This is a genomic window from Pseudomonas sp. sp1636 (assembly GCF_030376615.1).
Lineage (GTDB): Bacteria > Pseudomonadota > Gammaproteobacteria > Pseudomonadales > Pseudomonadaceae > Aquipseudomonas.
In genome coordinates this window covers 45,272-57,287 of the sequence record NZ_JARRAB010000018.1, presented here as the reverse complement: position 1 = coordinate 57,287, position 12,016 = coordinate 45,272, and the positions used below count along the sequence as shown (strand labels likewise).

Genomic DNA, 12,016 nt, shown 5'->3' with positions numbered 1-12,016 from the left:
CGAGCGACGGCAAGCCTGAGGCGGAGAAGATTAAGGAGGAAAAGGAGGCAGTAGCGCCGCCGATCAGCCCAGCGCCGACCAGCCCGCTGCCGGTTTGGCGGCATTGGCCAGGACTCGCCAACTGCCTTGAGCCTGGCGAAGTTGCCGGTGCGCGCCCAACAACTGCGCACGCTTGAGCGCCGCCAAGGCCTCTACCACGGCCCTCTCATGCGACTCTGGCAAACCGGCCAGGTGCGCCTGCCAGTGCTGCTCGGCAAGCTCCTGCGGGCTGCTCGTCCGGGCCAGCGCCTGGCGGCGTAGTTCGACGGCACTCTGCGCCAGGATCCGATCATCCAGTGCCGCCAGGCGCTCGCCTTGCACCCGCAGAAACGCCTCGATATGTCCGAGGATTTCATCCGCCGATGCCTGCGGGGATTGCACGACGAACAGAATGCCGCGCTGCGCCTGCACCTGGCGGAATCCGCACAACACCGCATAGCCCAGTTGCAGCTCGCTGCGCAGACGCTGGAAGAAAGCCCCCTGGCAGAGTTGCGCGAGCAGTCGCCAAGCGGCCTCGGTGGCGGCATCCGTGGCCGGCAACGGGCAAAACAGCAGCAATGCCGTATCACTGCAGTCGATCGCCGCGTCTTGCCAGTAACGCCCGGCAGCCCCGACTGCCGGCGGCTCGGGCGTATGCAGCGCCGCCACCGAGCGGAACAATCGCTCGATCCCGGCCTGCCCGGACGCCGCTATGCCCACGCCCAAGCCTTCGAAGCACGCCTGCCGGTAACACTCATGCAGGCGCTGCGGGGTCAGTACTGCGCACTCGCCCCTAGGCGGCATGAATAATTCGGGCAAGCGACGGAGCAACTGGCGAAAGGGCATCTCGGCTTGCACCTGAATCGCAGCTTGACGGGCCTCGCGCAGCCCTTGCTGCCAGGCCGCAGGCGCAGGGTTGAGCAGCGCCACCAGCGCCGACTGCAATACCTGGGGCAACAACCCGGCAGGCCCCTGCAGCGACAATTGCCAGCCATCGTCCTGGGCGCTCAATTGCAGGGCGACCCCAACCTCCGCCGCATTGGCCTCGATCATGCGCAACGCCGCCCGCAGCAGCGCCAGCAACCCGACAGGTTCAAGCTGTTCGGCCAAGCGGCAGCGCCAATAGAGCACGCCTTGCCCAGCAGCGGCTGGCGCTGGCAACCAGCGCACGCGAGCCGCGATAGCGAGGGCAGGCACTGTGCAAGGAACAGCCGCGAGAAACGGGTTGGCTGGCGGCAACTGCCACTGCCAGCGGCGCGGCACGGCTGTCTGCGGCTGCTCGCGGCGCATCTGCAAGGCAAAGCCCGCGGCGGGCCAGGCCGGCATGGGCAGGGTGCTGCCGAACAGCCGGATCAAACGCCGGGCATCCTGCATCTGCCGCAACAACGCCGCCACAGCGGTTCGCCCTGCACCGCTCACCCCAGCGCACGGGTTCCAGCCTGCTGCCAGGCAGTCCTGCCAATGCAGGGCCAAGGCCAGCGGCGGCAAACTGTGCAGGCGACATCCCTTAATCGCCTGATAGCGCTCGCACAAAGCCTCGCCCCCGGCGGCACCCGCCAAGAACCCCAGCCAGTCCAGCACCGCGGCCACAACTGTTGCATGGGCTGCCGATGCTTCATCAACCCCAGCAAAGCTCAACAGCAGCATGGCCTGTTCGGCATGGCGATACACCACCCGAACCTGCAAGCCTTGGCACAGGCCCGCCTCCCGCAAGCCGGCGAGCAAGCCCCCCGAGGCTTCAGAACCCAGCCAGGTCTGCAGAAAATCCAGCGCTTCATCCAAGCCAAGCGGCGCCCACTCGAGGGCAAACCCCAACTGCAAGGCTGGCGCACCGCCGGGCAGGGTCATGCGCAACTGCTGCGCCCTCAGCGGCAATAACGGCGCCGGGGGCGACTGCCGCTGCCGGGCCTGGCCCGGCAACGCTGCGCCGTAATCCCGGGCCAGTTCATATAACTCATCGGGCGACTGCGGGCCGAGCAACAGCAAGGACAATTGCCCCGCCTGGTAGAAACGCCGGTGAAACGCCCGCAGCGCCTGCTGGAACGCTGCCTGCTCGACGGCCAGGGTGTCACGGTTACCGGCCTGAAACGCCGCAAAACGATGCCCCGCCGGCAACGTCTGGCCGAGCGCCACCGCGACCAGGGTGGCGCAATCCTGGCCGCGGGCGAGAAACTCGGCATGCACCACCTCGCGCTCGCGCAACTGCGCCGCCTCATCCAGCAGCGGATTGGCCAGCATGTCGAGCAAGCGGGCCAAGGCCTCAGCGAGCCGATTCGCCGGCACCTCGCAAAAATAATCGGTGTGGCGCGCCTGGGTCGAAGCATTGACCTGCCCGCCGCAGGCCTGCACGAAGGCCATCAGACTCTGCTCGACGGCATAGCCGCTGCTGCCGAGAAACAGCAGGTGCTCGAGAAAATGCGCCATGCCGGGGTAAGCATCCGGCTCGTCATGGCTGCCCGCGGCAACCCGCACACTGATCGCCGCCTTGGCCGTGCCCGGCAGGCTGAGCGTGGCCAACTGCAAGCCATTGGCCAACTGCCGGGACTCGGGCTGGACAATACCGGCAAACGGGGTGTTACAGACGGCAGACATAGCGGGTTCGGCTCTGGCAGATTGCGGCATTTCAGCATCGAACAGCAGATGACGGAAGGGCAATAGTGCTTTGGCAGCAACGCTAACCACACAAAGTCCAACCTGACGGCCTGGCAAACTCAACGCTTGCCCACGTCGCCAGACACCGCACCGGCCTCAAGGAGGCCAGGGCTGCGGTTTGCCACGCGCCGGCTCGGCAAACGGGCGTTCCCGATAAATTCGCTGCCCCGTTATCTGTGCGGCGCTGTGGCGTCTAAACCAGCCAGCCCGCGCACCTTCATCAACTCGGTGATGATCGGCACCGGGCCGAGCAGGTGCTCGCGCATGAAGCGGCTGGCCCGTTCGGCATCGCGCGCCAGGATCGCCTCGACCAGCAGCGCATGTTCCTCCCGCTTGGCCAGCAACGCCTGTTCGGAGAACACCGTGTGCTGCAGCCAGAGGTGACGATAGCGCTCGGCCTGATCGAACAGGTAGGCACGCACCTGCAGCAGGTGCGGCGAACCGCAGCCCGCCACGATGGCCTCGTGGAAGGCCTTGTGCCGGGCGTCCCAGAGGCTGAGCATTTCCTCGGCGTTGCGCACCTCGACGACCTTGGCCAGGGTGTGCGCGCGGGCGAGAATCTCCGCTTCCCAGCTGTCGTCGCCGCGCTCGATCGCCAGGGTCAAGAGCATGGCCTCGAGGTTGGCGCGGGCGTCGTAAATATCCGCCAGCTCGCCCAGCGACATGGCCGCGACCCGGTAGCCGCGCTGGCTGATCGCCACGACCAGACGCTCCGCCACCAGCTGTGACAAGGCCTCGCGCAAGGGGCCGACGCCCAGCCCGTAGCGCTCCTTCAAACCGCTCATCAGCAGCTTCTCGCCGGGTTTGAACACCCCGCGAATGATGTCCCGCTTGAGCACGTCATAGCCACGCACGGCGAAGTTTTCCCGAAAAACTGGTGCTTCCATCTGAACAGCCCCTTTGGCATACGCCGCCATCATACCGAATCAACCGACAAGAGCTGCTTGCCTCTGCAAGCCGCGCTTTTATTGACACATTTTAAAAATGTCGATATTTTCAGCCTTGATCGACATTAAGTCGTCCGCACCGCCGCACTCCCCGCCCAGGAGAATCGTCATGAGCAGTTTTGTTCCCGTCAAAGATCTTGTTGTCCCGCTGCCGCAGGAACTCAAGGGTTTCAGCCTCGGCCCGAGCCAGTACTCGCCGCGCCTGCTGCAACTGACCTTCAGCCACGCCACGGTCGCGGCGTTTCTCGCGGCCATGGCCGACTGGCCGGTGCAGGCCCTGGAGTACAAATCGTTCCTGCGTTTCCGCGCGGCCAAGCTGCTCGACGAGCTGTGCGCAGGCACCCTGCAGCCGGTGTTGATCAACACCCTGGTCGATCGCGCCAGCGGTGGCTTGCTGATCACCCCGCACGGCCTGAATAGCGTGGAACAGGCCGACGACATGGTGAAACTGGCCACCGCCGTGGCCCATCTGTTCGGCCGTTCCAACTACGACGCCATGAGCGGCCAGTACTACGCGCGCTTCGTGGTGGAGAACGTCGACCGTTCCGACAGCTACCTGCGCCAGCCGCACCGGGTGATGGAGCTGCACACCGACGGCACCTTCGTCGAGCAGGACACCGATTACGTGCTGATGATGAAGATCGACGAGCAGCACATGGAAGGCGGCAATTCCCTGCTGCTGCACCTGGACGACTGGGAGCAGCTGCCGGTCTTCAACAGCCACCCGCTGGCGCGGCGCGACATGCGCTGGAGCGCGCCGCCGAGCAAGAAGGTCGACAAGGACGTGTTCCATGCGGTGTTCGACACCGACAACCAGGGCCGGCCGATCATCAGCTACATCGATCAGTTCGTGCAGCCGCGCAACTTCGAGGAAGGCAACTGGCTGACCGATCTGTGCGAATCGCTGGAAACCAGCCAGCACAAGCTGTCGGTTCCGGTGCCGGTGGGCAGCTTCCTGCTGATCAACAACCACTTCTGGCTGCACGGCCGCGACCGCTTCACCGCCCACCCCGGCCTGCGCCGCGAATTGATGCGCCAGCGCGGCTACTTCACCCACGCCAAGGTGCTGCGCAACCCGCGCCAGTGAATCGGTGCCCGGCACCCCGCTGTTCTGTCGGGAGCCGGCCGGCCGCAAGGCCGGCGCGCTCGCACACCCACCCCAAGATCGCAGGCAACGGCATGTACGATTTCATCATCATCGGCGGCGGCATCATCGGCATGTCCACCGCCATGCAGCTGATCCAGGCCTACCCCGACAGCCGCATGCTGCTGCTGGAGAAGGAAACGGCACCGGCCATGCACCAGACCGGGCATAACAGCGGCGTGATCCACGCCGGCGTGTATTACACGCCGGGCAGCCTGAAATCCAGGTTCTGCCTGGAAGGCAATCGCGCGACCAAGGCCTTCTGCGACCGGCAGGGCATCCGCTACGACAGCTGCGGCAAGCTGCTGGTGGCGACCAACGAGCTGGAAATGCAGCGCATGCAGGCGCTGTGGCAACGCACCGCGGCCAATGGCCTGGAGCGGCACTGGCTGAGCGCCGGCGAATTGCGCGAGCGTGAACCGAACATCAGCGGCATCGGCGGCATATTCGTGCCCTCCAGCGGCATCGTCGACTACGCCGAAGTCACCGCCGCCATGGCCCGCGAATTCCAGCAGCGCGGCGGCGAAATCCGCTATGCCTGCGAAGTCGTCGGCCTGCAGGAGCGCCCCACGGAAATGTTGGTGCAGACCGCGACCGGCGACTTCAGCTGCCGCCTGATGATCACCTGCTCGGGGCTGATGGCCGACCGCATGGTGCGCCTGCTCGGGCTCGACCCGGGCTTCAGCATCTGCCCCTTCCGCGGCGAATACTATCGCCTGCCGGAACGGCACAACCGCATCGTCAACCACCTGATCTACCCGATCCCGGATCCGTCGATGCCGTTCCTCGGCGTGCACCTGACCCGCATGATCGACGGCAGCGTCACCGTCGGCCCGAACGCGGTACTGGCGCTCAAGCGCGAAGGCTACCGCAAGCGCGATTTCTCCCTGGCCGACAGCCTGGCCATGCTCGGCGACCCGGGCATCCGCAAGGTGCTGCGCGACAACCTGCGCCCCGGCCTGAGCGAGATGAAGAACTCGCTGTTCAAGCGCGGCTATCTGCAGCAAGTGCGCAAGTACTGCCCCAGCCTCGGCGTCAAGGATCTGCAGCCCTACCCGGCCGGGGTGCGCGCCCAGGCGGTGTCGAGGGACGGCAAGCTGATCGAGGACTTCCTGTTCCGCAACACCCGGCGCAGCGTCAACGTCTGCAACGCCCCGTCGCCGGCGGCGACCTCGGCGCTGCCGATCGGCGCCTACATCATCGAACAGGTCGATGCGCAACTGCTGGCCCTGCCGGGCCTCAACAAGACCCGGCAAGAGCCGGCGGCACACGCCTAGATCGGCAGTACGCCAGGAGCGAAAAAGCAATGCACCCAGCGACAAGCCAGGCGCCCCTGCCGCCACGTAGCCTGTGGCTCATGCGCCTGCCCACGGGCACTCACAAGAATAACCAAACCACTTGATCGCCAGGCCAGCCGCGCCTGGCCACTCACCTCGAGAGCGTGCCATGAACCAGCCAGTTTCCTCGTTGCCGGAAAAAGACATCCAGTACCAACTGCACCCCTACACCAATGCCCGCCTGCACCAGGAAGTCGGCCCGCTGATCATCGAGCGCGGCGAAGGCATCTACGTGTATGACGACCAGGGCAAGGGTTATATCGAGGCCATGTCCGGGCTGTGGAGCGCGGCGCTGGGCTTCAGCAACCAGCGCCTGATCGCCGCCGCCGAGCAGCAACTGCGCAGCCTGCCGTTCTACCACCTGTTCAGCCACAAGTCGCACCGGCCGAGCATCGAGCTGGCCGAGAAGCTGATCGAGATGGCGCCGGTGCCGATGAGCAAGGTGTTCTTCACCAACTCCGGCTCCGAAGCCAACGACACCGTGGTGAAGATGGTCTGGTACCTGAACAATGCTCGCGGCTTGCCGGCCAAGAAGAAGTTCATCAGCCGGGTCAACGGCTACCACGGCATCACCCTGGCCAGCGCCAGCCTGACCGGCCTACCCGGCAACCAGCGCGGCTTCGACCTGCCGCTGCCGGGCTTCCTGCATGTCGGCTGCCCGCACCACTACCGCTGCGCCCAGCCCGGCGAGAGCGAGGAGCAGTTCGCCGACCGCCTGGCCGCCGAACTGGAGCAGAAGATTCTCGCCGAAGGCGCGGAAACCATCGCCGCCTTCATCGGCGAACCGCTGATGGGTGCCGGCGGTGTGATAGTGCCGCCGCGCACCTATTGGGAAAAAATTCAGAAGGTCTGCCGCAAGTACGACATCCTGGTGATCGCCGACGAAGTCATCTGCGGTTTCGGCCGCACCGGGCAGATGTTCGGCAGCCAGACCTTCGCCATCCAGCCGGACATCATGGTGCTGTCCAAGCAGCTGTCGTCCTCTTACCAGCCAATCGCCGCGATCCTGATCAACGAACAGGTATTCGAAGGCATCGCCGACCAGAGCCAGAGCCTCGGCACCCTCGGCCACGGTTTCACCGGCAGCGGCCATCCGGTGGCCACCGCGGTGGCCCTGGAGAACCTCAAGATCATCGAGGAAGAGTGCCTGGTCGAGCACGCCGCGCAGATGGGCCAGCTTCTGCAGGCCGGCCTGCAGCAGTTTGCCGACCACCCGCTGGTCGGCGAAGTCCGCGGCTGTGGCCTGATCGCCGCGGTCGAACTGGTCGCCGATCGCGCCAGCAAGGCGCCGTACCAGAGCCTCGGCACCCTCGGCCGGCACATGGCCGCCCGGGCCCAGGAGCACGGCATGATCACCCGCGCCATGGGCGATGCCGTGGCCTTCTGCCCGCCATTGATCGTCAGCGAAGCGGAGATCGGCCTGATCCTGCAGCGCTTCGCCAGGGCCCTCGACGACACCAGCCAATGGATCCGCTGAACCCGGGCAGGCCGCTGGCCTGCCCATCGAAACGACTACAACAATAAACCGCAGCCACCGACTACCGGAGCCCGCCATGCAACTGAAAAACGCCCACCTGTTCCGCCAGCAAGCCTATATCGACGGGGCATGGCTCGACGCCGACAGCGGCCAGACCATCGCCGTGAATAACCCGGCCAGCGGCGAGATCATCGGCTCGGTGCCGAAGATGGGCCGCGCGGAAACCCGCCGCGCCATCGAGGCCGCCGAGCGCGCCCTGCCGGCCTGGAGCGCGCTGACCGCCAAGGAACGGGCGAGCAAGCTGCGCCGCTGGTTCGAGCTGATGATGGAAAACCAGGACGACCTCGGCCGCCTGATGACCATCGAACAGGGCAAGCCGCTGAGCGAAGCCAAGGGCGAAATCGCCTACGCCGCCTCCTTCCTCGAGTGGTTCGCCGAAGAAGCCAAACGCGTCTATGGCGACACCATTCCCGGCCACCAGCCGGACAAGCGCATCATCGTGCTCAAGCAACCGATAGGCGTCACCGCGGCGATCACCCCGTGGAACTTCCCCTCGGCGATGATCACCCGCAAGGCCGGCCCGGCCCTGGCCGCCGGCTGCACCATGGTGCTCAAGCCGGCGTCGCAGACCCCCTACTCGGCCCTGGCCCTGGCCGCCCTCGCGGAAAAGGCCGGGATTCCGCCCGGCGTGTTCAGCGTGGTCACCGGCTCGGCCTCCGAAGTCGGCGGCGAGTTGACCGGCAACCCGATCGTGCGCAAGCTGACCTTCACCGGCTCCACCGAGATCGGTCGCCAACTGATGGCCGAATGCGCCCAGGACATCAAGAAGGTGTCCCTGGAGCTGGGCGGCAACGCGCCCTTCATCGTGTTCGACGACGCCGACCTGGATGCCGCCGTGGAAGGCGCGCTGATCTCCAAGTACCGCAACAACGGCCAGACCTGCGTGTGCGCCAACCGCCTGTATATCCAGAACGGCGTGTACGACGCCTTCGTCGACAAGCTGAAAGCCGCCGTGGCCAAGCTGAAGATCGGTAACGGTCTGGACGACGGCACCACCACCGGCCCGCTGATCGACGCCAAGGCCATGGCCAAGGTCCAGGAACACATCGCCGACGCCCTCGGCAAAGGCGCCAGGCTGGTGGCCGGCGGCAAGCCGCACAGCCTCGGCGGCAGCTTCTTCGAGCCGACCATCCTGGTCGACGTGCCGAAGCATGCCGCCGTGGCCAAGGAAGAGACCTTCGGCCCGCTGGCGCCGCTGTTCCGCTTCGCGGACGAGGCCGAGGTGATCGCCATGGCCAACGACACCGAGTTCGGCCTGGCCTCCTACTTCTACGCCCGCGACCTCGGCCGGGTGTTCCGCGTGGCCGAGGCCCTGGAGTACGGCATGGTCGGCATCAACACCGGGGTGATCTCCACCGAAGTGGCACCGTTCGGCGGGGTCAAGGCCTCCGGCCTGGGCCGCGAGGGCTCCAAGTACGGCATCGAGGACTACCTGGAGCTGAAGTACCTGTGCCTGGGTATCTGAGCTGAGCTTGGCCACGGCTTCACCCGCGATGCTGCTCACTTGACCAGGTGAGCAGCATTTTTTTGTAGCCGGATGCAATCCGGGGAAATCTGGCGTCCGACCAATCGCTCCCGGATTGCATCCGGGTTACGCGCCTGCCGGAGGCGTGACTCGCGGCGCCACAGCCAGTTCACTGGATGACAAAAGACAGGGCCGTCAGCAGCAATTCTTTATCCGCCCGCCTCCCTACCATCATGACTCCACCCCCTCGTACAACAACAAGAGAAGAGTCATGGCCGGAAAAATCAAGAAGCACGGCGCCAGCACCGACTGCGCCCTCGTGGCGGTTCCCGACAATCAACGCATGGGCAGAGGTTCGCTGACCATGGCCTGGTGGGCCATCTGCAGCGCCATGTTCTGGCTGGTGGTGTCCGCCACCCTGGCAATGAGTTTCGGCACGCTGAATGCCATCATCGGCCTGCTGCTGTCCGTCGTCACCTATGCGGCCATCAACGGCGTCATCGCCCGCTATGCGATCAAGACCGGGCTGTCGGTCGCGCTGTTCTCCCGCGTGCTGTTCGGCCGCACCGGCGCGGCGCTGGCCACCCTGATCTTCTTCGCCACCGCGATCTACTACAGCGTGTTCGAAGGCTCGGTGATCGCCATCGCCATCCACAACTATGTATCCGGCCTGACACTCAATCAGGCATATCTGCTAGTGGTGCTGTACAGCGTGCCGCTGGTATTCGGCAGCGTGCAAAACTGGCTGGACAAGTTCAACGGCGTGCTGCTGCCGCTCTACCTGCTCGGCCTGATCGCCGTGGTGGCGATGGCGGTCGGCGAATACGGCTACAGCTCCGCCTGGCTGGAAATGGGGCCCGAGAGCGGGCCGGCGAGCAATGGCTGGTGGGACTGTTTCAGCTACTTCATGGGCGTCTGGATTCTCATGATGTACACCTGGGACTACGCCCGCTTCGGCCGCCAGGAAGACGCCGGCTACCACGCCAGCTTCAACTTCGGCCTGCCGTTCTACATCTTCACCTTCCTGATCAACGGCCTGGTCGGCATCTTTCTCGCCGCGACCATCCCCACCCAGGGCGGTCTATCGGAAGTCTCGGTGGTGCTCGCCATCGTCGAGCTGATGGGCATCTGGGGACTGCTGTTCGTCTGGGTCAGCCAGACCCGCATCAACACCGCCAACTTCTTCATGGCGGCCAGCAATATGCACGCCTTCTTCGGCCGCTTTGGCCTGGCCGGCGTGCCTTACATGGTCTGGGCCGTGGTGGTCGGCATGCTGGTGTACGCCCTGATGCGGCTCAACGTGTTCAGCTACATCCTGCAAGCCCTGGCCTACCAGAGCATCTTCGTGGTGGCTTGGGTGGCAATCGCTTTGGCGCATATTTTTTCGCCGAAGTACTCGCAGTTGTTCGAGGGCAAGGTCGAGTTCGCCCTCGAGCGAGTCAACGCCTTCAACCCGTGCGGCTTGACCGCCTGGTTCTTCGCCGCAGGCCTGGGGATAGTGCTGCTGAACTTCGGCGGCGCAACGCTGGCGACCTTCTCGGCACCGCTGACCTTTGTCAGCGCGTTCGCCAGCTACTGGCTGCTGCTGGGCAGCGCCAAACGCAGCTGGTTTGTCCGCGCCAGCTGCACCTGAAACCATCTGCAGCTACCCACTCGATCCAGCACAAGCCACGGCACTGCCGCGGCTTGGTGCTGCGCTACTGAAAACAAGACTAATAATGCAAAAGAGCCAATCCATGAGCCTGATCAACCTGCACTCACTACCCACACTGACATTACTGCCGTTGCTGGCATCGCTCGCGCTACCCGCCGGCGCGGTCGCGATCAACGACCACCTCGACCTCGGCGGTGCGGTGCGCGCGCGCATCGACTACGACCCCGACCGCGACATCGAGAAGCTCGGCTTCGATACCGCCTTCCTCACCGCCAGCTACAACTCCGACAGCTGGATAGGCGCGGCCAAATACCGTTTCTACGGCAAGGCCTACCCATTTGATTACACCGACAAGATCGGCGACATCTCCTTCGCCGAATATGCCTGGATCGGCTACAAGTTCGACGAATCCCGTCAGGTTCAGCTGGGCCTGAACAAGATCCCCTTCGGCCTGCTGCCTTATGCCGGCAGTACCTTCTTCGAGACCCTGGGCAGCGTCATAGGCCTGGAAGACATTGCCAACCTGGGAGTCAAATACCTCCAGCAGCAGGGCGACTGGAACCTCCAGCTCGGCTACTACCTGCGCCCCGCCGATCAGGGCGAGGGCACCAGCCGCGGCGGGCGAACCTATGCCACCAGCGTCGCCACCGCCGACGACTACGTAGTCGATGGCAGCGACAACCACGAGCGCGACATAGTGGTCGGGCGCCTGGCGCGCAACCTCGAGCTCGGCGCCTGGCAGTCGGAGATCGGCGCCTCGGCACTGACCTCGACGCTGCAGAACCAGGACAGCCGCGACAGCGGCCGCCGCAACGCCCTGGCCGTGCACTACCTGGGCAAGAACGGCCCCTGGGGCGTGCAACTGCAAGCCGCCCGCCAGGACATGAGCCCGCAGAACCCAGGCAGCGACGAGCTGGTCAGCTTCGGCAGCTTCGACGGCACCTTCAACGTCGCGGCCAAGGGCGATCTGTATGTCGCCGACCTCAGCTACGCCATCGCCGGCAGCTTCGGCTGGTTCTCCGGGGTCAAGGTCTATGGCAACTACAGCCTGTTCGACAAGGACGAGTCCAGCTTCGAGGACTCCCAGCGTTTCATCCTCGGCACCTCGTTCTCACTGAAAGACCTGTGGATCGCCGTCGAATGGCTGCACGGCAAGCACGACCCCTACATCGGCGGCGGTAGCTACACCCAGAGCCTCGGCGCCGGCGGCAGCGAGCGCTGGGAGAACCAGCTGTACGCCAATATCGGTTACTACTTTTGAG

8 protein-coding genes are annotated in these 12,016 nt (G+C 65.1%); 6 read left to right on the top strand and 2 right to left on the bottom strand.

Annotated elements, in window-relative coordinates:
- Positions 1 to 63: 63 nt before the first annotated feature.
- Positions 64 to 2,610 (bottom strand): pyrroloquinoline quinone biosynthesis protein PqqF, encoded by a 2,547-nt coding sequence (gene pqqF / locus P8H27_RS16910; protein ID WP_289638803.1) that lies wholly within the window; start codon positions 2,608 to 2,610, stop codon positions 64 to 66.
- Between the two features lie 230 nt (positions 2,611 to 2,840).
- Positions 2,841 to 3,557, bottom strand: a complete 717-nt coding sequence (gene csiR / locus P8H27_RS16905) for a DNA-binding transcriptional regulator CsiR (RefSeq protein ID WP_289638802.1) — start codon at positions 3,555 to 3,557, stop codon at positions 2,841 to 2,843.
- Positions 3,558 to 3,726: 169 nt separating this feature from the next.
- On the opposite strand from csiR, the gene glaH reads away from it, so the two are divergent.
- From glaH to P8H27_RS16875, 6 genes are all read left to right on the top strand, one after another.
- Positions 3,727 to 4,704 (top strand): glutarate dioxygenase GlaH, encoded by a 978-nt coding sequence (gene glaH, locus P8H27_RS16900; RefSeq protein ID WP_289638801.1) that lies wholly within the window; start codon positions 3,727 to 3,729, stop codon positions 4,702 to 4,704.
- 92 nt (positions 4,705 to 4,796) lie between these two features.
- Positions 4,797 to 6,038, top strand: a complete 1,242-nt coding sequence (gene lhgO / locus P8H27_RS16895; protein WP_289638800.1) for an L-2-hydroxyglutarate oxidase — start codon at positions 4,797 to 4,799, stop codon at positions 6,036 to 6,038.
- Positions 6,039 to 6,207: 169 nt separating this feature from the next.
- Positions 6,208 to 7,575 carry an aspartate aminotransferase family protein gene (locus P8H27_RS16890; RefSeq protein ID WP_289638799.1) on the top strand — a complete coding sequence of 456 codons (1,368 nt, stop codon included), beginning with the start codon at positions 6,208 to 6,210 and terminating at the stop codon, positions 7,573 to 7,575.
- A gap of 76 nt (positions 7,576 to 7,651) precedes the next feature.
- On the top strand, positions 7,652 to 9,100 hold the full coding sequence (gene gabD / locus P8H27_RS16885; protein WP_289638798.1) for an NADP-dependent succinate-semialdehyde dehydrogenase: 1,449 nt from the start codon (positions 7,652 to 7,654) through the stop codon (positions 9,098 to 9,100).
- A 271-nt stretch (positions 9,101 to 9,371) separates the two neighbouring features.
- Positions 9,372 to 10,733, top strand: coding sequence for a cytosine permease (locus P8H27_RS16880; RefSeq protein ID WP_289638797.1), 1,362 nt, complete (start codon positions 9,372 to 9,374; stop codon positions 10,731 to 10,733).
- Positions 10,734 to 10,836: 103 nt separating this feature from the next.
- Entirely contained in the window at positions 10,837 to 12,015 is a 1,179-nt protein-coding gene (locus P8H27_RS16875) for a porin (protein WP_289638796.1), read from the top strand.
- The last annotated feature ends 1 nt before the right edge of the window (position 12,016 follow it).